We start from the raw sequence: 19891 nt of genomic DNA on the forward strand, positions 1-19891 counted from the left end.
TTCTATTTCCTATATAAAATTTAAAAGAATGATAGCAGCTTACTTCAGCATTAAACGCACAAAAGGCCTCTTTCATCAGAAGAGACCTTTTAACATTCACTAAAAAGAAAATAATAAAAACTGTACTTTTATTTTATGGCTAAACGTACAACTGACGCTACGTTTTTAGCCGTTCGTTCAATATTTTCATCAGCTTTTTCTAGCGCTTCTGACAGAGTCACTGCCCCCGGCACGACGCTGAATAAAGCCGAAATACCGTGTTCATACACAGCTTCGCTTCCCACTCCAATGCTCCCTGCTATCGCTATCACCGGAACGCTATGCTTTTTTGCTGTTTTGGCTACGCCAATGGGTGTTTTTCCGTAAATGGTTTGACCATCTATTCTTCCTTCACCGGTAATGACAAGATCGGCATTTTTAATATAGCTTTCTAGCTGAGTTGCTTTAATGACAATGTCTACACCTGGCTTTAACTCCGCAGATAAAAATGCCAGCAGGCCGCCTCCTAGTCCTCCTGCCGCTCCGGCACCAGGAACACTTTGAATATGAATACCCATTTCTTTTCCAACAATCGCTGCGTAATGAGCTAAATTACGGTCAAGCTGTTTAACCATATCAGGAGTCGCACCTTTTTGAGGACCAAACACAGCGGATGCTCCGGTTTCACCCGTTAACGGATTGTCTACGTCGCACGCAACTTCTACTTTGATTTCAGCAAGCCGAGAATCCAAGTTTGTAAGATCAATAGAAGTTAACTGACCTAAGCTGCCCCCTCCTTCTTTTATTTCTGCTCCTTTAGCATCAAGAAGCTTTGCGCCTAAAGCTTTTGCCATACCGGCTCCTCCATCGTTTGTAGCACTTCCTCCGATGCCAATAATGATATGCTTCACTTTGTGATCTAACGCTTTAAGAATGAGCTCGCCGGTTCCTCGCGTTGTTGTGACAAGCGGATTGCGTTTATCGACAGGGACATGATGAAGGCCTGAAGCGGCTGCCATTTCAATAACAGCCGTTTTGCCGTCTCCAAGAATTCCATAAAAAGCTTTCACCTCTTTCCCTAACGGTCCAGTTACTCGCGCTTGTATAACCTCTCCATCCGTTGCGTCTACAAGCGACTGAACAGTTCCTTCTCCACCGTCTGCCATAGGTACTTTACTAATCTCCGCGTTAGGAAAATGAGTTTTTATTCCTTTTTCAACCGCTTCACAAACGCGCAAAGCCGTTAAGCTTTCTTTAAATGAATCAGGTGCAATCACAATTTTCATAGAAACACTCCTTTTTGTTTTTACCCGTATAGCTTTAATACACCAAATATAAGCGTGGATACAATTGCCATAATGAGTCCAATAAGCGATTCGTAAGGGATTAATTTTAAGCGTTCTTTTATTTTCATGTTTACACTTCCGCCCGTTGCGTGGAAAAAGCTTCCGTGCGGGAGGTGATCAAGTACGGTCGCTCCGGCATGAACCATAGCAGCACCGGCTAAAGCAGAAACGCCCAGCTCTAAAATCGTCGAGCCAAAAACTTGGCTTGCGACTGCTGTTCCTGCCGTTGTCGAAGCGGTTGCCGCTGACATAAAAATACCTGAAACCGGAGCTAAAACATAAGCTGGCAATCCAATGGCAGACAAGCCTTGAATAATCACGTCTTTTAGCTGAGAGTTAGCAATAATTCCTGCTAGTGTCCCAGTTCCGAGAAGCATAATGGCTACACCTGACATTTTCCCTAATCCAGAAATAGCATATGTATTAAGCTGTTTTCCTTTTTTCATCACAATGGCACCAACAATCCCTCCTGCAGGAAGAGCAACCATCGGATCAATATTAAGATCAAAAAGCGGGCGCAGCGCCAGTAGCACGATGGTAACAATTGGTGCTATGATGGCCGTTAAAAACAGCGGCAAGCTGCTTGCATCCACTGTATCTATTTCTTCAATTTGAACCATTGTTCCTTTTTTCACTAATCGTTTGGCTACTATATAAGTAGCCGTTACGCCAAATATAGCAGGAATAATTCCTGCAGCCATCACGGATGTAAGCGGAATATTAAATGCATCTGAAGCAGCAATGGCGTTAGGATTAGGAGACATTAAATTTCCTGCCTTTCCTCCTCCAATCATCGCTAATAAAATAGCTGGCTTTGACATACCCGTACGTTTAGCAATCGCTAAAGCAATAGGGGCTGCTGTGATCACAGCCACATCAACAAACACGCCTACTGTGGTTAGAATAAGTGTGGCTAGCGCTAGAGCTAAAAGTGCTTTTGTTTCCCCGAGTTTTTTCACAATGGTTTCTGCTATAACCGCTGCAGCACCTGATTCTATTAATACGCCGGCTAATACCCCAGCTGCAAGAATCCGCAGCACTGCGGGAATGATGCCTTGCGCTCCTTCAATCATTAAAGTAACGGTATCAGCAATATTAACTCCGCCAATCAGTCCTCCTATTAAAGCTCCGGCTATCATTCCGTATGCAGGAGCCACTTTCTTTAGAATTAATATAATGGCAATTACTAATGCACAAATCGCGCCTAATGCGCTTACTTGAACGTCCATAAAGCATCCCCTTTCTTGTTTCTTCTATCCCCAATGCTAATTGTAAGCGCTACCTTTAATTCTTTCATTAGTCATTTCAACAAAAAAAGACCTTACTATCGCAAGATCTTTTATGCACGTGCACAATTATGAAATTTTAGATAGCAGCATTGCTACATATAGTTCAAGAAGGTCTTTTACTTTCCTTGGATCTTTTCCCGTGATATCTTGAATTTTATCTAAACGGTAGCTTAGCGTATTTCGATGAATAAAAAGCTTTTTAGCTGCCGTGCTTCCTTCGCCATTTTCTTCTATGTAGATCGTTAACGTTTCGATAAGCTCTTTTTTCTTATCATATTCCTTAAGCTTTTCATAGTATTGCAACAGATCATGATTTTCTTGAAAACCGGCGCGTTGACGTAACAGTACGGGAATTTGATAATCCGAATAGCAGTAGAAATCAGCTTCTGGATGAAGCTTTGAACCAACCGAAAGCGTATCTTTCGCCTGCTGATACGATATATGAAGGCCTTTAAAATCAGCTTGAACAGATCCTGCAGATAACTTATAAAGGCAATCAGACGCACGAAGCTGCTTTTCCAGCTGTTCAGCATAGCTGCTAGCGCTGCCGGCTTCTATAGATTTTAATAGAACCACTCCGTCTGGAAGCATAGCGTATAGATCATTATTAGCTTTGTATTTCTTTACAACCTTCATAACTTCATGGCGATTTTCAGCTTTAATAATTAGTGCCATTCTTGGAAGGTATAGGTTAATATTAAACCGATTCGCTCGTTCAAAAAATAAGGAATCAAGCGGCTCTTCTTGTTGAAGAAGCTGATGAACCACCTCTTCTTTTAATCGTTCATCCCACTGAATTTCCTCTATTAAAATCATTTCTTGAAAAATCATTTCAGCAGCCATACGCACGAGCTTTCCGTAATTACGAATCTGCTCTGGCAGTCCTGTTAATCCCACAACCCCAACAATTTCTCCGTTAAAGAAAATAGGCAAATTCACGCCTGGTTTGGCTCCGCGCAGCGAGTCAGCCTGCTGCTGATTAATTTCGTAGGAACTGCCGTTTTTTAATACCATCAACGCTCCTTCGTGGATTTGATCCATTCGATTTTTGTCACCCGAACCAATAATGACTCCTTTTTCGTTCATTACGTTAATGTTGCAATCAATAATCTCCATTGTTCTACACACAATTTTCTGAGCTAATTCTTTTGTTACGTATCTCAACATTCCCCATCCTTTGCCTCTATCAAGTAAAGCTCATTTTTTTCGTGACAGCTAATTTGCATTCAATGAAAAATTTACGATACTTCATTATAATATACGTAGAAGCAAAACCACATCTTTGAAATCGCCACCAAAACAGTACCTACAGGAGGACGAAAGAATGACTGTGTCAAAACTAGTTTTCACCCCTCTCAGTTACACAGGATGGGGATCACTTCAACAACTGCTTCCGGAAGTAAAAAAATATCACCCTGCTCATATTTTAATCGTCACAGATCCCGTGTTAAAAGACATTGGACTTGTAGATAAAGTGAGTGCTCCTCTTATCCAAAATGGATACGAAGTAGATGTATATGCAGATACGGCACCAGAGCCGCCTTTAGCGCTTGGTGAAAAACTCGTATCTTACGCAAAAAGCCGAAAATTTGATTTAGTCATTGGAGTTGGCGGGGGGAGCGCATTAGATTTAGCAAAACTTACGGCCGTTTTAGCCGTTCATGACGGAGCTGTAGAAGAATACTTAAACTTAACTGGCACGAAACAAATTACGGAAAAAGGACTTCCAAAAATTTTAATTCCCACTACTTCCGGCACAGGCTCAGAAGTAACGAATATTTCTGTATTATCTCTTGAAAGCAGCAAAGACGTTGTGACCCATGATCATTTGCTTGCGGACGCCGCGATTGTAGATCCCGAGCTTACGCTGAGCGTTCCTTCTAAAGTAACGGCGGCTACAGGGATTGATGCATTAACTCATGCCGTTGAGGCTTATGTATCGGTGAATGCAAATCCAGCAACGGACGCCTTAGCCCTAAAGGCTATACGCATGATCAGCTCTTCTTTAAGAGCAGCTGTAGAAGATGGCAAAGATAAAGAAGCGCGAACTCAGATGAGCTACGGAAGCTATTTAGCAGGTCTTGCTTTTTTTAACGCCGGTGTTGCTGGGGTTCATGCACTTGCATATCCGTTAGGCGGACAGTTTCACATTTCTCACGGTGAATCAAATGCCATACTGCTTCCATACGTTATGGGCTATATCCGCAGCAGCTGCGTGACAAAGATGCGGGATATTTTTGAAGCACTAGGCGGAAACGCTACTTCTTTATCAGAAGAGAAAGCTTCTTATCAGTGTGTAAAACAACTGCAGTCACTTGTCAAAGACGTCGGAATTCCTCAGACTCTTCGCGGATTTGAAATTCCAGAAAATGCCCTTCAAAAGTTGACAGAAGATGGTGTCCAGCAAAAACGAATTCTCGCTCGCAGTCCTTTGCCTCTTCATGAAAAAGACATACGAGCTATTTACCAATCTGCTTATGATGGAACTATAGTAGAACCTATGCACTAAAAAACTCCCCCTTATATAAGGGGGAGTTCTATTTATGCTGCTTTGGCCGTTGTACCAAAACGATTCTCTTTTGGATCGCTAGGCTGGCAGAATAAAACAATTAGCCAAATACCTCCAATGAGTGGAACCAATGTAATGAGCTGCCACCATCCGCTTTTTCCCGTATCGTGGAGCCTTCTTGCTCCTACCGCTAACGAAGGGACTGCAATCAATAACGAGTAGATTACAGGCAGAAAAAGAGGCTTATCAATAATGAACTGTATCAAAGACAAAATAAATGAAATAACAAAGTTAACTAACACAAACATCCAGTATTCAGTTCGGCTTGCTCGACCAGAAAATACCCCGTAATTTTTTAACACCTTTATGTACCATTTCATCTGCAACATCCTCCTTTTTTATCATATAATTGTAAATTTATAGTTTATGTATCCTTTTTATTCAAAAAACAAACCGTTAAATGAACAAATAACGGCATTTTTTTATCCAAAAGAAAAAACTTCTTTAAAAAAAGAAGTTTTCTTCATGCATTATGCTTTTTCTATTTAATCAAATCATTTCGGTCTTCCATACTTGGCGGTTCCTCAAGCCATCCGTTTTTGGCCATGATTTTCCCCCCGTCTTGCCCGTATGTTAAAATGTCTTTGGCCGTACTGACAAGTGTAAGAGGAAGATCTCCACGCAAACTAAACGCAGTGCCTAAAGCGTTGCTTCCTAGTCCAAAACTGCAAAATAAACTCACGCAGTACATCATTAGTTTATCCGAAAAAGGTGCTACTTTTGACTCGGTCGCTTTCGCACCCCACGTCGCAGGCGTCTGAATATCACTCTCCAGAAGAATTTTACTATAATCACTTACAACTTTTTTAGCCAGCTCTTTTCCTTTTACAAAATACTTCTTCACTTCAGGTTCATTTGCTACTTGAGCAAACCCCGTGATCATTTGCATACCAAAAATGTTGCTTTCAATTGCATAATAAATATGTGCTACCTCTACAGTATTTAATGCCCGTTTACTCGAAAATAAATGGATTCCATTCATGTAATCTGTGCCTTCAGCAAACTTCACTGTTTTAGGTACTGAAACAGCTGGAGGCCTTGGAAGCACGTTTTTTTCCTGAAGATAATCTACACATTTGTCATAGCCACTTTGCGTGAAAGCGGTAAGCTCTTTATATAGAGAGATCATGTCTTTTCTGTAGGACATGGTTAAATGAAGCGTATGTAGCCCCATGCTAATTTCTTTTAAAAGGCGAAGAAACATAATATCAAACATTTTATCATAAAGCTTAGGAACACCGACATTTACGTCTTTTTCCGTGTATCCTACCGGTATGGCTGCCCCTTCATTTTTTAGAATCGTTTTGATATCTTCAATATAGTTCACCACTTGCATATGCGTATCTTGCATAATTTCTTTCGCCTTGTCATCTTCTGCCTGAACAATAAAATATTCTAAAATCCTTCGAATCATTGTCTTTTGCTGATAGGTCATCCAAAGAGTAGCAATTTCACTTGAACTTAAGGGTATTTCTTGACTCATAAACTAAACCTCCTGCTAGAGATACATAGAGCTCTATTTATTCAAAAGTCGGCATCTGTACAAGTGAAGGTTGTATTCTACTTTAACGTTCATTCACGTAATCAGATACAAAACTCTGTCTCTTCCTCAATTAATTCTGCTTCATTTACTATGCACAAACTGGAAGAATTCTATGTATTTCTCCTTGCTTTTAAATGGAGCAAACAAAAAAAGCCCCTTTCCATTCAAGGCGCTTTTTCAAAGAAAACGGTTTTATTCCGTCGTATCAGAAATTCTTTTGTAGCTTCCGCACTTTTTTAGATATTGAATAATATCTTGATCTTTTACACGCTGGATAGCTGTTCCAAACAGTTCTGCTGCTACCTGCATGCGTTCATGTTTATGTTCAATGGTCATAATATATCGAAGCGCATCCACAACCGGTGCATTGTGACGTGTACGACGAGTTATGTACTCGTGAATGGCTTCATTTAACCCTTCCGATTCCGCTTGTTGAAACTCAGGTTTTCTTACTGCTTGACTATATACCACTTTTTTGCCACTCCTTCTCCTCATTTTTAATCATTTTTTATCTCTCTTTTATTTCCAGTTCCCTAACAAAAAGGAAACAAAACATGCAATCTTAACTTTTTTTATAAAAAAAACAATTATTTTTCATAAAGCTCTAACAAGCGTTTGTGTATCCAAATAGCGGCTTGTAAACCTTCTCCCATCGCTACCGTAACTTGTTCAGAATGAGCCACAATGTCTCCTGCTGCCCACACGTTTGAAACATTTGTTTCTTTTGTACGCGGATTTACGATAATGTGCTGATTTTCTAGAAGCTCTGCTCCGAGCTCATGCGCTAACTCTGTTCGAACTTTATTTCCTCCGAACGCTAAAAAACCTCTCTCTCCATAAATAAATTCATTGTTTTCGAGGATGACGCCTTTTAACATTTCTGCTTCAGCTATGACTTTTTTTATTGCCGCTTCTTTATAGGTAATTCCCTTTTGCATCAAGGTATCTGCTAAAGGTCCAATTTCTTTTTTGTCGTGATTAATGTACATAATGTTATTTGTCCAATATGTTAACGTAAGAGATAAACTGGCTCCTGTTTTTCCTGACCCTAGTACTAATACCCTTCTATTATTTACTTCATATCCATCGCAGTCGGGACATACATATACGGTTGTTCCCATACAAGGATATAGCTCTTGCTGAAGTTCAGAAGGAATCCGGTCTACGACTCCGGTCGCAAACAGTAAAGTAGCTGCTTCGTAGTTCGCAGAGTTTGTGATGACATTAAACCCATCTATTTCTTTTTCACACTGAAGGACACGCTCTTCTGCAAATTGAATGCCGTAGCTTTTTGCTTGCTGCCTTCCCGTTTCTCTTAGAGTTTGCCCGCTTATTCCCTCAGGCCATCCCAATATATTTTGATAATTTTTGCAGAGATTGGAACGTCCGTCGTTTGAATCAATAACCAATACACTGCGTTTATATCTTCCCAGCTGAATTGCGGCTTGAAGTCCTGCAATTCCTCCACCTATAATGACGCAGTCATACTTGTCTCCCACAGCACATCACCCCAGCTTTTACTATTTTCTAAACGAAAGCTTCAGTTTTTCATTATCTGTTTTTTTATTATTTTTATACGCTTTATTGTCTTTATTTTTTGAAGTCATTCTACATACAAAAAACCGCCTCGGCAGCTGCCCTGCCTAGAGACGGTTTTTTATAAAATGAAAAAAGACGATATTACTCATTTTTCTTTCCTGCTTCTTTTTCATTAATTTTAGTAATCAGCTCTTCTTTATATACTTCCCTATCTTTCCCGTAGCGTAGACGGCTATGACAGTTGGGACATAGTGCTGCAGCGTCCATTGGCTTAGCGAGTCCGCTCTCTGATAGCTTTGAAAGATAGTACATTTGCAAAAAGGAGCTTCCATCTTTTGCGATAAACGGCGCGTTTTCTCCGCAGGCTTCACAAATACCAGCTGCGCGTTTGTGAACATATTGTTTAAGAGCTGCCGTTTGCTCATAAACACTTGTCTTTTTTTCTTTCCCTAACGCCATATGACGAAGCTGTTCAGTCGAATAAAGTGAAACATCCAACTTTGCTGCTTTTTCCTCAATCACGGGATTTCGCTCAAGTTCAAAAATAATCGCTTCACGAAGCTCTCCGTCTGAGTCCCACATAATTTCTAGTTGATGATTGATATACGTCACTTCATCAACAAACTCGACCACTCCCGGCTCCACGTAGTGAAACAAATAAACGGCTTTTTCTGATAAAAAATGTTCACGAAGCGCTTTATTGCCTTTAATGAGCTGCATGGATCCTCTTTGGCCTTCTCCCGTATAGAAAAAAGCGGTTTTATCTTTATTCCATCCGTGTCCCGTTCCGTATTCACTTCCGCTTTCTTTTGTGAAAATAAAAATATATGGATGCGCTTTTGGCGTTGATATTTCGCTTTGTTCCTGTCCTTTATAAAGCTTATGAATTTGTTTTCTGCGATAACGATGTCCTTTTTGAAAGAAATCTCCGCGCTGTAAATCCGTAATCAATGAATTGCCTCCTACTGCGGTCCTGCTTTTATAGTACTTATAGCTCTACTATACACTACTTTTTGTTTTCTTTGCAGATCGTTTCTTCTATCTATTGGATTTATATCATACAAAAAAGCAGCTGTATGGGCAGCTGCTTTTTTGCTATAGTCAATTTTGCACGGTATAGTCTTTTCCTAGCCATTTTGTGCTGAGTTTTTTTAACGTACCGTCTTTTTTCAGCTTTTTAATCGCCTGATCAACTTCCGACTTTAACTTTTCGTCTTTTTTGTTAAACATAAAATACACTTTTGAATTAATCACAATATCTCCAACCGTTTTTTGCTGAAATTTCAGCGCTTGATTGCTAAAGTCGATAGAAAATGGCGTCGCAAGCGTAGCATCTGCTCGGCCTGTTTTTAATTGAGTGGTAGCATCATCCGCACCTTGACCGGCGTAAACTACATCGATTTTATTACCGTGTTTTTTATTGTATTTGTCTAGATAGACAGCCGCATTGCTTGTAGCTCCTACAATCATTTTTTTCCCTTCTAAATCCTTTAATGAATGAATATCATTTCGAGTTTTAGGAACTGTTACATAAAGCGGAGAATAATTATATGTTTCATCATTAAATAAAAACTTTTTCTTTCGCTCAGCGTTCTGAGCCATGTTATGAGCAATCATATCAATCTTATTGCTTTCTAAGCTAAGAAGCAGATTTGAAAATTCCATTGTTTTAAATTCAAATTTATAATCCTTTAACTCTTTGTCGATCGCTCTTACTACTTCTACATCATAGCCGGTCAGTTTGCCTTTATCATCAATAAAGCAAATGTTAGGAAACTGAGTGCCCGTTCCAACAACAATCGTTTGAACATCTTTTTCTTTCTTTTCTCCTGCACTTGAAGATGCGTTTGTTCCGCATCCTGCCACGCTCACAGCTACTACAATTGAAAGTAAAAACAGCCAATATTTTTTCATGCGTTCCTCCCCTGAATCCCTCTATTATGTAATAAAAAGAGGCTCTTGATAAAGTATCTGCTTCATCAAGAGCCTCTGGTTAACCAGTGGGCTTATTCGTGTAAGATTATTCACATCATAATACTAGTTAACCGATAAATCAAGTAGGTTTTAGAAAAAAGATTATCTTGACAGCTCAGTGTTTACCGCTTAAGATACAACTAATAAAACAATAAAACTACATATCTACCAGTCAACTGGAGGCAAATGGACACGACAATATGTGTACGTTTGCTTTTTTTATTGTCGTCCAGCATTTTATCTTTTGGAGGTAAAACGTATGAAATTTGCTTTATTTAGTCTTATTCAAAATATCCAGAACCCGGTTACTGGAGAAACATTAACTGCTCAAGAAAAGTTTCAGCATGTGTTAAATCAAGCAGTGCTGGCAGAAAAATTAGGTTTTGATGCTTACGGAGTCGGCGAAAGACACGGAGCTCCTTTTTTGTCTTCTTCTCCTCCCGTTGTTTTAAGTGCAATCGCTGCTAAAACGTCGCACATTCGTCTTCTTACTACCGTTACCGTTCTAAGCATTTTAGATCCTGTACGAGTAGCTGAAGATTACGCAACGCTTGATCACCTGTCGGGTGGACGTCTTGAACTGATTATTGGAAAAGGCAATGATCCCCGTCATTATCCGCTTTTTGGCATTACAGAAGAAGAACAATGGGAGTCTCTTGCTGAAAGATACGCTCTTTTAAAACAGCTTTGGACAGAAGAAAATGTCACGTGGAGCGGCCGTTATCGTCCGCCTTTAACTAACGTTACGACTCAGCCTCGGCCGTTTCAGCCTTCTATTCCCGTTTGGCATGGAAGCGCGTCAAGCACGCTGTCTACAGAACTGGCAGCTAAATATGGAGAGCCGCTATTTTCATCCAATTCCTTTCACCCTCAGGCTAAATATAAAGCGCTGATTGACCACTACCGGGAACGTTTTGCTTATTATGGCCATGACCCACGCAAGGCCATCATCGGTTCGGGGGCTAGCAGCCTATATATTTCTGATACAACGGAAGAAGCGATTCGCCGCTATCGTCCATACTATAACGCATTTAGCAATACAGAAGCAGCGAAGCATAATCAATCGCCATTCACGTCACTAGAAGACATCGTTCAACACGGCCCTGCTTTAGTAGGAAGCCCAGAGCAAATCATTGAAAAAATAATAGACTATCACCATGCTTATGGAAACGAAGTGCTGAGCATCAGCGTAGACGGTCTAAGCGAAGCAGAGCAGCGCGAACAGCTAGAGCGTTTTGCACGTGATATTGCACCTGTTCTTCGAAAAGAAATTCCCAGCAGCGTGTGGGAAAATGAAAAAAGAGGCCAGGACATAACGAAATGAATCCAACCTAAAGACGAACAAATGAGATACATGAGCTGAACCGCTTATGACACCGCCGTTGATTTCCGTGCAAGGCTTCGCTTTCCGCGGGCGTCCGATGAGCCTCCTCGTCGCTTGCGCTCCAATCAACTGCTAGAAGAACCTATACACATAAAATTTACGTTCACCATCACACTATGAAAAAATCCGAACTAATTGGATTCTCCATCAAGAATCTCAATTAGTTCGGATTTCCCTTCAACTAAATTACTTTTGTCCCAACCTCTTTTTAATTTAGATACAATTCGCACGTATAGTTTACTCACTTTTTAAACTAATAAACTACTCTGATTAAGACGCCTGCGTGTCTGTGTCGTAAATATTGGCTATTACTTCGCTTCTTTGACAAAGTAAGATGAGCAGCCAAATGCCTCCGATAACTGGAACAAAGTTAATTAAATACCACCAGCCGCTTCTTCCTGTATCATGCAGTCGGCGAACAGTGACTGCAAGTGAAGGCAGAATCATTGCTGCTCCGTAAAGTAATACTAAAATAACTCCAAATACCGAAAGTGAATCGATAAAAACCAAGATATATGAAATAATCATAAAGATATAAGCAAATAATGTAAACATCCAATATTCCGTACGCGTTGCTCTTCCTTGAAACGTCGCGTAATTTTTTAACGCTTTTATATACCAGTACATTTTTAAACCCTCTCTTTGTTTATTAAATTAAACTACCTAACCGTTTAAGTCCTACGCAACTTTATTAGGTACATCAAATCGGTTTAACTGCGACTCACTTCGTAGACAAAGAAGAATTAATAGACAAATAGCTCCGGCAATCGGAATAATACTAATGAGCTGCCACCAACCGCTTCTTCCTATGTCATGCAGTCGGCGTGCCGTCACAGCAAGAGATGGAATAAAGACTGCAACAAGATAAACTATACGCAAAAACGGAGGCATATCTGTTATAAGTTCAATAGCTGAAAGCACACACCATATAATAAAATTAAATAAGACAAACATCCAATACTCTTTACGTGTTGCTCTTCCTTGAAACGTTGCATAATTTTTTAGTACATGTAAATACCACTTCATATAAAAACCTCCTTTTTCAAAACAAATTTTGTAAGACAAGCTTACTAGCAGTAATTACCTTAGCATACAAAAAATTAATTTCATATCCTATTTTTTGAAAAAAACCCAAATGGTAATATAGATATAGGAGAGAGATGGATAATAGTTAGTAATAAATACCCAATAATTTCAGACAAAAAAACCATTTAATTACTATAATTACTTTTAATTAATAAGATGTTTTTTTATAACAAAAAATGCCGTATTAATAAACACGGCAGGCTCTATCTTTATTATGTTCGGTAAAAGTAAGGTCCACATGAGCTTTCATGGGTAATCACATAAGTCCACGTAAAATCTTTATCAACCACATATAAATCTTCTAAATACATGTTTGTATTCCCACTTAAATCAGTGCTTGTTAAATGCTTACATTTAGATAGCTGCAGCACTCGTTCATCATATTCAAACAACAAATAACAGTCGTTCTTAACTTGGTGCTCAAACGCTTGAACCGCTTGTTCCCCTTGCAAGCAAGGGAGCTTTTCATAGCTAAACACATGCCACAAAAATTCATCCATATAAATTGTCCTTTTTTGCGATGCGCTTAAAGCATCTGCAAATTCATTTTCCCACCGCTTCCGGAAGAGGTCACCTTGATTCGATAATTTTTTAACAAACATTCCTTTTTTCTTTAACGCATTTTTCATTTTCACTAGGCTTTTCCATCCTTTATTCTGTATTCATTTCTTGTTATCGGCTTCTTAACTTATTTGTCCATTAGTACCTATGCGTTAGATTCCTTGTTTTTTGACTAAACTTATTTTATAAAACGCCGGCTTTAACGTGCACAACAACAATACAACCGTACTTAAAAGCATGATCAGACTTCCACCAATTACAGCTCCTTGAATCGAAAAGATGTGCGCAGCCATGCCGCATAAAAAAGTCATGATAATGATCAGCAGTGACTCAAGCAGGCCATATATGCTTCCTACTCGCCCCATCATGTCAACGGGAATGCTGTTTTGATAAAAGGTTTGAAAACCTGCACTTGCAAAAGCTAACGCAAAGGATAAGCTAAAAAATCCTGTGCCCATGGTTTGAAAAGAAGAAGAACTCGCATACAGCAAATAGCCAAGCGACACTCCTACACTGCCGGCGCCTATTAGAAAGTTCGTCGCCAGCTTCTTAGCAAACAGTGTATTCACAACTGCGCCAATCATAATGCCAGCGCCTGCTACGCTTAATAAAAATCCGTATTCGCTTTCGGACAAATGAATGACATTTGTTGCAAATGAAACTTCAAGAGAATCAATTGCCGTGGCCATGACCATTAAGAAGCTGAATAATACATAAATGGTGATAATGTATCTGTTGGCTCTACTGAAGTGAAACACCACTTTCCAATCTTCTCGAATGGTATTTACAGAGAGCTTATTTTCTTTAACTTCTGTTTTTGTATCCAGGTTCGGCATAAACAAAGTAACCACCCCTGACAATACCAGCGCTGCAGCATTGGCATAAATGGCAAACGCAGGCGTTCCAATCATAAATAACGCACCGGCTGCGGCCGGACCAAGAAGAAAGCCTCCTGAGTCAATCAAACTGCGCAGTGAATTAAATCTTTTTCGCTTTTCAGTTGGAATAAGCTTTGTGATATAGACCATCGATGCCGGACGAAATATCGAACTTGCCATACTAATGATAAATACCAGCACATAAATGATCAGTATGGATGAGAAAAACGGAAGGCACGCAATAATCCCGGCACGCATCCAATCCAAAAATATCATAAGCTTCCGTTTGTTCATCCGATCAATTAAGCTTCCAGACCATATATTTGTACACAGCGCAGCAAGCGGCTTTATCATGTATAGCCCCGAAACCGCAAGCGGCGAATTCGTCATATCAAGCATCGTTACATTTAAAGCGATCAAATAAATCCAGTCGCCAATATTACTAGTGCCAATTCCAAACAGCAATAAACACGGGTATTTCCAAGACAACAGCTTATTTTTCATAAAAGAAAGGCCTCCGCTCCATTATTGATTTTTGCCAATAAAAAAATCCCACCCCCAAGACATGTGTCTTAGGGGCGAGATTTTGAATCGCGGTGCCACCCTAGTTTGTTCATATGTCGCCATATAAACCTTATCGAGTACGGCTTTCGCTTATACTCTAGCTTTGTAACGGAAGCAGCCGTCGCACTATCACGTTAGATCCAATGCGCTGCTCAGAGGCTTGCTTCAACAACGTTTTTCTTGCTCCTTTTCAGCTTCCGGAGCTCTCTGCTAAGAATACATGCTGTCTACTTTTCTCTTCACGGCATTTAATTTCTAACATCTTACCATTATTATCTATTTTTTGTAAATACTTATTTTAAAATCATTTTTTGCGGCTGAGAAAAGAATAGTCGGTATCCTAGATATACAAAATAAATGATGGAAGCTACCAGCACGATTCCCCACATATTGTACATATCCTTATTTCCCCATACACCTGTTAGTGAAAACAGCGCTGGAATTGTTAAGGTCACCCACGACTGGACAATCGCCACTTTCCCCACATATGCAGATACATCTTTTTTGCTCGTGTTAAGCACGTAAAATAAAAACCATAAAAACGACCAAAGAATCCATGTAATAGCGTTTACGACGTCATGATAGTGAACAAGAGAAACCGTAACGTATACTAAAGCGATAATCGATACCCAAAGTGAATAATAGCCAAGCCCTGTTCCCTGCATTCCTTTTAATACTGTCACGCCTACATATAAATACGTAAGGCCAAATAAAAAGATTGCCGTTCTTTCATATAAAATCCAGTTGCTTTGATCTGACGTAATAATTAAATAAAACGGAACAATAACTTGAAAAGCTCCAACAAATAAGTTAAATACGCCTACATTTTTTTCATCTGCTTTTCCAAGCAGCATCAGTCCATTTAAAAATAAAGCTGCACCTGACAGCAACAGTCCAATTTGATCCATTTTTCAGTAAGAAAAGCCCCCAGCTTTTCTTGTCCTCCTCTGTGTCGATGTTTTTCTTTAGGATGCGCGGAGCTATGGTTTACATGTAAAAAAGAAAAAGCACTTCCTTTTAAAAAGGAAACTGCTTTTCTTTCTTTTTCTATTACACTTATAAAATGAAGCTGACAACAATCGCTGACAGTACGCTTACAAGCGTAGCTCCGTACAGTAAACGAAGACCAAAGCGCGCTACTGTATTTCCTTGCTTTTCGCTTAAGCCTTTAACAGCTCCTGACACGATTCCAATTGATGAGAAGTTAGCAAATGATACTAAGAATACAGATACAATTCCAAGCGTTTTAGCACTGAATGTTGAAGCCATATCCGACAGGCTCATCATTGCCACAAATTCATTTGTTACAAGTTTTGTTGCCATAATTCCACCCGCTGCCACAACTTCTGAAGCAGGAACACCCATGATGAATGCAAACGGTGCAAACACATAGCCAAGCAGATGCTGGAACGATAGACCAAATAACATTTCAAACACGTTATCAATCGCAGCCATCAGCGCAACGAAACCAATCAACATCGCACCTACGATAATCGCTACTTTAAATCCATCCATAATGTATTCGCCAAGCATTTCGAAGAACGTTTGTTTATGACCAGTTTGTACTTCTAAAATATCTTCTTGATCCGTTACTGTGTAAGGGTTAATGATAGAAGAAATAATAAATCCACCAAATAAGTTAATCACAATTGCTGTTACTACATATTTTGGTTCAATCATTGTCATATAAGCACCGACAATTGACATTGAAACAGTCGACATAGCTGATGCACAAAGCGTATATAAACGGTTTGGCGGCAGTTTGTCTAGTTGCTTTTTAACAGTAATAAATACTTCTGACTGACCTACAATCGCAGAAGCTACTGCGTTATAAGACTCTAATTTTCCCATTCCGTTAATCTTGCTGAGAACTAAGCCAATCCATTTCATAATGAACGGAAGAATTTTAAAGTGCTGTAAAATCCCAATCAAGACAGAGATAAAAACGATAGGAAGCAGCACGTTTAAGAAAAACGGCATTGATCCTTTATTCGCGATTCCGCCAAATACGAACTCTACTCCTTCATTTGCGTATGAAAGCAGCTTTCCGAAAACGCTGGCAATCGCATTGATAATAATCAAGCCAAACTTCGTGTTTAGAAGTAAAGCTGATAAAAGAACTTGAATCACAACCATAATAACGATTGGTTTGTATTTGATTTCTTTACGGTTATTACTTGCAAGATATGCTAATCCAAAGACAACGAGTAATCCTAAGATGCCAATTAAATATTTCATAGTATCCTCCACTGCTTACTTATTTTTGTAAGTCTTTTGATGAAAAATAGCCCGGTAAGATTTCGTTGATGTTGGTAATCACAAAATCTCCTTTTAAGTTTGCTAAGATAATTTGTGTGTGATCATCACAGAACTCAGCTAATACTTGTCTGCATGCGCCGCAAGGAGAAATTGGGCCGTCCGTATCTCCTACAACTGCGATAGCTGAAAACTGCTTGTCCCCTTCTGAAACAGCTTTAAAAATAGCCGTTCGCTCAGCGCAGTTCGTCAATCCATAGGAAGCGTTTTCAATATTACATCCACGATAAATCTTCCCATCAGTTGTTAAAAGAGCTGCACCAACATGAAAATGAGAATACGGTACATGTGCTTGTTTGCTTGCTGCAATTGCTTCATCTATTAATTGTTTTGGCTCCACCGTCATCATCCTTTGCTTAGTTTACAGCAGGTTAGCTAGTACTAACCTGCTGTCATTTATTAATAATCAGAGTTGCTTAATTGACCTTTTGCAATTGATACGCCAGAGCTTGCACCAATACGTGTTGCACCAGCTTCAATCATTGCTTTTGCATCTTCTAAGCCGCGAACGCCGCCAGAAGCTTTTACACCTACATCTGGTCCAACCGTTTTTCTCATAAGCGCTACGTCTTCTACCGTTGCGCCTCCTGTAGAGAAGCCTGTTGACGTTTTAACAAAATCAGCTCCAGCTTTTACAGCTAGCTCAGAAACTGTTGCTTTTTCTTCGTCTGTTAAAAGAGCCGTTTCAATAATTACTTTTACTAGCGCTTTGCCTTTTGCAGCATCGACTACTGCTTGAATGTCGCTTTGCACTAAGTCATAATTTTTATCTTTTAACGCGCCGATATTGATTACCATATCTACTTCATCTGCACCATTTTCGATTGCATTTGTTGTTTCAAATGCTTTTACTGCTGAAGTCGTAGCTCCAAGAGGAAAGCCAATTACCGTACACACTTTTACTTCTGGAGCATCTTTTAATAATTCAGCTGCTTTTTTTACCCACGTTGGATTTACGCAAACTGAAGCGAATGAATATTCTTTTGCTTCTTGTGCTAAAACCGTAACTTGCTCTTCTGTTGCATCTGCTTTTAATAATGTATGATCAATAATACCCGTAATGTTTTGACTCATTTTGTTCTTCCTCTCTGTCTCTTAATGAATTTCTTTATAAATTAACGTTGGAGCTTCCACTTTTTCAGCGACCGTGCTGTAAGAATCATAAACGATATCCATTACTTCCTGTACATCTTCACTATTGCTGTGGATGGTAACAAGAGAGTCGCCTTTTTTCACTTGGTCGCCAACTTTTTTATTTAACATAATACCAACTGCTAAGTCGATTTCAGATTCTTTTGTTGCACGTCCTGCACCTAGCTTCATTGCCGCTACGCCGATTTTTTCTGCAACGATTTCTGAAATGTAGCCATCTTCTTTTGCTGGCACTTCAATTTTGTGCGCTGCATCCGGTAATTTAGAAGGATCGTCTGCCACAGAAGCGTCTCCGCCTTGTGCGCTTAAGAATGTTTTGAACGATTCTAATGCTTTTCCGTTTTTAATTACTTCTTGAAGCATTGCACGCGCTTCATCTAAGCTGCTTGCTTTTTCAGCAAGTACAACCATGTGACTTCCTAATGTTAAGCAAAGCTCTGTTAAATCTTCAGGACCTTCGCCTTTTAACGTGTCGATAGCTTCTTTCACTTCAAGCGCATTACCAACCGCAAATCCTAGAGGCTGGCTCATATCTGAGATGATTGCTTTTGTGTTTCGGCCTACGCCTTTTCCGATTTCAACCATTGCTTTTGCTAATTCTTCAGCGTCTTCAAGCTTTTTCATAAATGCGCCGTTCCCCGTTTTTACATCCAAGCAAATAGCATCTGCTCCAGCTGCAATTTTCTTACTCATAATTGAGCTTGCAATTAACGGAATCGAATCAACTGTTGCTGTTACATCACGAAGCGCATAAAGCTTTTTATCCGCTGGCGTTAAGTCTCCGCTTTGACCGATAACGGCAATTTTATTTGTATTTACTAAACGAATAAATTCTTCGTTTGTAATTTCAACGTGGAAGCCAGGCACTGCTTCAAGTTTATCAATCGTACCGCCAGTATGTCCTAAGCCGCGGCCAGACATTTTAGCAACCGGTACATCAACCGCAGCTACTAAAGGTCCTAATACAAGTGTTGTTGTATCACCTACGCCGCCTGTGCTGTGTTTGTCTACTTTAATACCTTCAATTTTTGATAAGTCGATTTGATCTCCTGATTCAACCATTGCTTGCGTTAAATTTACGCGTTCTTCCTGCGTCATTCCTTGAAAGTAAATCGCCATCGCAAATGCCGATAGCTGATAATCAGGTAAATCCCCTTTTGTATAACCTTCGATAATAAAATCGATTTCTGCTTTATTTAATTCATGTCCATTACGTTTTTTTTCAATTAAGTCAACCATTCTCATGACGTTTTCCCCCTAAAAGTATCTGCATATTGTGCATCCACTAAAACGTTTTCAACAACTTACACCCTTACTATATAATAGCTTTGAACAATTGTAAACAGATATATTTACATTTGTTCAAAAATATTTATAGCTGCTGTTTTAGTGAATAAAAAAAGACTTCCGCACTCGGAAGTCTTCCCTTATTTTTCAGCTTTTATCACAAATGACAACATGATTCGGTACTTATTCTTTACCTTTTTATAAGGAATTAATACGTATGGCTGATCAGGCGGCGTAAATCGTTCAATTCCTTAATGATATAGCCCGTGGTTCCTTTGGCAATCACTCCGTCTTTTGAAACGTCCCCTTGAAAAGGATACCGGTTTCGCTGTGCCTGCAGAGATGACGCAGAATAAGATACAATATCTTCTACTATTTCAACCCGATGAAGCTTTTGCTCTTGAAAAAACAGCGTCTTCATCTC

Annotated in this window: 21 protein-coding genes and 1 other annotated feature; of the genes, 2 read left to right on the forward strand and 19 right to left on the reverse strand. The window is 39.6% G+C overall.

Going from position 1 to position 19891, the window contains the following annotated elements:
• Positions 1 to 128: 128 nt before the first annotated feature.
• The 3 genes from N178_RS11330 to N178_RS11340 all read right to left on the reverse strand — a co-directional run bounded on the left by N178_RS11330 (position 129) and on the right by N178_RS11340 (position 3781).
• Positions 129 to 1265, reverse strand: a complete 1137-nt coding sequence (locus N178_RS11330; RefSeq protein WP_045292232.1) for a glycerate kinase — start codon at positions 1263 to 1265, stop codon at positions 129 to 131.
• A gap of 20 nt (positions 1266 to 1285) precedes the next feature.
• The gene (locus N178_RS11335; protein ID WP_045292233.1) at positions 1286 to 2554 is read right to left on the reverse strand and encodes a GntP family permease; all 1269 of its coding nucleotides are present in this window, start codon (positions 2552 to 2554) and stop codon (positions 1286 to 1288) included.
• Between the two features lie 126 nt (positions 2555 to 2680).
• A complete protein-coding gene (locus tag N178_RS11340; RefSeq protein ID WP_052942387.1) occupies positions 2681 to 3781 on the reverse strand; it encodes a sugar diacid recognition domain-containing protein in 1101 nt (366 codons plus the stop codon).
• Between the two features lie 157 nt (positions 3782 to 3938).
• On the opposite strand from N178_RS11340, the gene N178_RS11345 reads away from it, so the two are divergent.
• Positions 3939 to 5123 (forward strand): iron-containing alcohol dehydrogenase, encoded by a 1185-nt coding sequence (locus N178_RS11345; RefSeq protein WP_045292236.1) that lies wholly within the window; start codon positions 3939 to 3941, stop codon positions 5121 to 5123.
• 32 nt (positions 5124 to 5155) lie between these two features.
• Here the strand turns inward: N178_RS11345 and N178_RS11350 are convergent, their stop codons facing one another.
• The 6 genes from N178_RS11350 to N178_RS11375 all read right to left on the reverse strand — a co-directional run bounded on the left by N178_RS11350 (position 5156) and on the right by N178_RS11375 (position 10179).
• Positions 5156 to 5503, reverse strand: coding sequence for a DUF805 domain-containing protein (locus tag N178_RS11350; RefSeq protein ID WP_045292237.1), 348 nt, complete (start codon positions 5501 to 5503; stop codon positions 5156 to 5158).
• 161 nt (positions 5504 to 5664) lie between these two features.
• The gene (locus tag N178_RS11355) at positions 5665 to 6666 is read right to left on the reverse strand and encodes a DUF3231 family protein (protein WP_045292238.1); all 1002 of its coding nucleotides are present in this window, start codon (positions 6664 to 6666) and stop codon (positions 5665 to 5667) included.
• Positions 6667 to 6918: 252 nt separating this feature from the next.
• Positions 6919 to 7197 carry a hypothetical protein gene (locus N178_RS11360; protein ID WP_028412968.1) on the reverse strand — a complete coding sequence of 93 codons (279 nt, stop codon included), beginning with the start codon at positions 7195 to 7197 and terminating at the stop codon, positions 6919 to 6921.
• 116 nt (positions 7198 to 7313) lie between these two features.
• Positions 7314 to 8225 (reverse strand): NAD(P)/FAD-dependent oxidoreductase, encoded by a 912-nt coding sequence (locus N178_RS11365; RefSeq protein WP_045292241.1) that lies wholly within the window; start codon positions 8223 to 8225, stop codon positions 7314 to 7316.
• A 181-nt stretch (positions 8226 to 8406) separates the two neighbouring features.
• On the reverse strand, positions 8407 to 9216 hold the full coding sequence (locus N178_RS11370; protein ID WP_045292243.1) for an SRA domain-containing endonuclease: 810 nt from the start codon (positions 9214 to 9216) through the stop codon (positions 8407 to 8409).
• Between the two features lie 150 nt (positions 9217 to 9366).
• On the reverse strand, positions 9367 to 10179 hold the full coding sequence (locus N178_RS11375) for an amino acid ABC transporter substrate-binding protein (protein WP_045292244.1): 813 nt from the start codon (positions 10177 to 10179) through the stop codon (positions 9367 to 9369).
• A gap of 319 nt (positions 10180 to 10498) precedes the next feature.
• On the opposite strand from N178_RS11375, the gene N178_RS11380 reads away from it, so the two are divergent.
• A complete protein-coding gene (locus N178_RS11380) occupies positions 10499 to 11563 on the forward strand; it encodes an LLM class flavin-dependent oxidoreductase (RefSeq protein WP_045292246.1) in 1065 nt (354 codons plus the stop codon).
• Positions 11564 to 11893: 330 nt separating this feature from the next.
• Here the strand turns inward: N178_RS11380 and N178_RS11385 are convergent, their stop codons facing one another.
• From N178_RS11385 to N178_RS11430, 10 genes are all read right to left on the reverse strand, one after another.
• Complete coding sequence (locus tag N178_RS11385) at positions 11894 to 12250, reverse strand: DUF805 domain-containing protein (RefSeq protein ID WP_045292248.1); 357 nt, start codon at positions 12248 to 12250, stop codon at positions 11894 to 11896.
• 51 nt (positions 12251 to 12301) lie between these two features.
• Positions 12302 to 12649, reverse strand: coding sequence for a DUF805 domain-containing protein (locus N178_RS11390; protein ID WP_028408956.1), 348 nt, complete (start codon positions 12647 to 12649; stop codon positions 12302 to 12304).
• 272 nt (positions 12650 to 12921) lie between these two features.
• Positions 12922 to 13338 carry a DUF4275 family protein gene (locus N178_RS11395; RefSeq protein ID WP_237758456.1) on the reverse strand — a complete coding sequence of 139 codons (417 nt, stop codon included), beginning with the start codon at positions 13336 to 13338 and terminating at the stop codon, positions 12922 to 12924.
• 84 nt (positions 13339 to 13422) lie between these two features.
• Positions 13423 to 14652 carry an MFS transporter gene (locus N178_RS11400; protein ID WP_045292252.1) on the reverse strand — a complete coding sequence of 410 codons (1230 nt, stop codon included), beginning with the start codon at positions 14650 to 14652 and terminating at the stop codon, positions 13423 to 13425.
• A 67-nt stretch (positions 14653 to 14719) separates the two neighbouring features.
• Positions 14720 to 14964, reverse strand: a binding site (T-box leader).
• Between the two features lie 41 nt (positions 14965 to 15005).
• Positions 15006 to 15620 (reverse strand): AmiS/UreI family transporter, encoded by a 615-nt coding sequence (locus N178_RS11405; protein ID WP_025751370.1) that lies wholly within the window; start codon positions 15618 to 15620, stop codon positions 15006 to 15008.
• A 148-nt stretch (positions 15621 to 15768) separates the two neighbouring features.
• A complete protein-coding gene (locus tag N178_RS11410) occupies positions 15769 to 16950 on the reverse strand; it encodes a NupC/NupG family nucleoside CNT transporter (protein ID WP_028408959.1) in 1182 nt (393 codons plus the stop codon).
• Between the two features lie 19 nt (positions 16951 to 16969).
• Positions 16970 to 17368: a cytidine deaminase gene (locus N178_RS11415; RefSeq protein WP_013057475.1), complete on the reverse strand. Its 399-nt coding sequence runs from the start codon at positions 17366 to 17368 to the stop codon at positions 16970 to 16972.
• 59 nt (positions 17369 to 17427) lie between these two features.
• Positions 17428 to 18102 carry a deoxyribose-phosphate aldolase gene (gene deoC, locus N178_RS11420; RefSeq protein WP_045292255.1) on the reverse strand — a complete coding sequence of 225 codons (675 nt, stop codon included), beginning with the start codon at positions 18100 to 18102 and terminating at the stop codon, positions 17428 to 17430.
• A gap of 21 nt (positions 18103 to 18123) precedes the next feature.
• Positions 18124 to 19425, reverse strand: a complete 1302-nt coding sequence (locus tag N178_RS11425; protein WP_016764541.1) for a pyrimidine-nucleoside phosphorylase — start codon at positions 19423 to 19425, stop codon at positions 18124 to 18126.
• Between the two features lie 250 nt (positions 19426 to 19675).
• Positions 19676 to 19888, reverse strand: a complete 213-nt coding sequence (locus N178_RS11430; protein WP_237758449.1) for a hypothetical protein — start codon at positions 19886 to 19888, stop codon at positions 19676 to 19678.
• Positions 19889 to 19891 lie beyond the last annotated feature (3 nt).

This window comes from Priestia aryabhattai B8W22, assembly GCF_000956595.1.
GTDB lineage: Bacteria > Bacillota > Bacilli > Bacillales > Bacillaceae_H > Priestia > Priestia aryabhattai.

What these genes read in the sequence shown, in the direction of transcription:
- N178_RS11335 (WP_045292233.1), bottom strand. Translation starts at nt 2,554, where the DNA reads ATGGACGTTCAAGTAAGCGCATTAGGCGCGATTTGTGCATTAGTAATT.
- N178_RS11395 (WP_237758456.1), bottom strand. Translation starts at nt 13,338, where the DNA reads ATGAAAAATGCGTTAAAGAAAAAAGGAATGTTTGTTAAAAAATTATCG.
- N178_RS11425 (WP_016764541.1), bottom strand. Translation starts at nt 19,425, where the DNA reads ATGAGAATGGTTGACTTAATTGAAAAAAAACGTAATGGACATGAATTA.
- N178_RS11430 (WP_237758449.1), bottom strand. Translation starts at nt 19,888, where the DNA reads ATGAAGACGCTGTTTTTTCAAGAGCAAAAGCTTCATCGGGTTGAAATA.
- N178_RS11345 (WP_045292236.1), top strand. Translation starts at nt 3,939, where the DNA reads ATGACTGTGTCAAAACTAGTTTTCACCCCTCTCAGTTACACAGGATGG.
- N178_RS11340 (WP_052942387.1), bottom strand. Translation starts at nt 3,781, where the DNA reads ATGTTGAGATACGTAACAAAAGAATTAGCTCAGAAAATTGTGTGTAGA.
- N178_RS11375 (WP_045292244.1), bottom strand. Translation starts at nt 10,179, where the DNA reads ATGAAAAAATATTGGCTGTTTTTACTTTCAATTGTAGTAGCTGTGAGC.
- deoC (WP_045292255.1), bottom strand. Translation starts at nt 18,102, where the DNA reads ATGAGTCAAAACATTACGGGTATTATTGATCATACATTATTAAAAGCA.
- N178_RS11385 (WP_045292248.1), bottom strand. Translation starts at nt 12,250, where the DNA reads ATGTACTGGTATATAAAAGCGTTAAAAAATTACGCGACGTTTCAAGGA.
- N178_RS11355 (WP_045292238.1), bottom strand. Translation starts at nt 6,666, where the DNA reads ATGAGTCAAGAAATACCCTTAAGTTCAAGTGAAATTGCTACTCTTTGG.
- N178_RS11400 (WP_045292252.1), bottom strand. Translation starts at nt 14,652, where the DNA reads ATGAAAAATAAGCTGTTGTCTTGGAAATACCCGTGTTTATTGCTGTTT.
- N178_RS11410 (WP_028408959.1), bottom strand. Translation starts at nt 16,950, where the DNA reads ATGAAATATTTAATTGGCATCTTAGGATTACTCGTTGTCTTTGGATTA.
- N178_RS11380 (WP_045292246.1), top strand. Translation starts at nt 10,499, where the DNA reads ATGAAATTTGCTTTATTTAGTCTTATTCAAAATATCCAGAACCCGGTT.
- N178_RS11330 (WP_045292232.1), bottom strand. Translation starts at nt 1,265, where the DNA reads ATGAAAATTGTGATTGCACCTGATTCATTTAAAGAAAGCTTAACGGCT.
- N178_RS11350 (WP_045292237.1), bottom strand. Translation starts at nt 5,503, where the DNA reads ATGAAATGGTACATAAAGGTGTTAAAAAATTACGGGGTATTTTCTGGT.
- N178_RS11390 (WP_028408956.1), bottom strand. Translation starts at nt 12,649, where the DNA reads ATGAAGTGGTATTTACATGTACTAAAAAATTATGCAACGTTTCAAGGA.
- N178_RS11405 (WP_025751370.1), bottom strand. Translation starts at nt 15,620, where the DNA reads ATGGATCAAATTGGACTGTTGCTGTCAGGTGCAGCTTTATTTTTAAAT.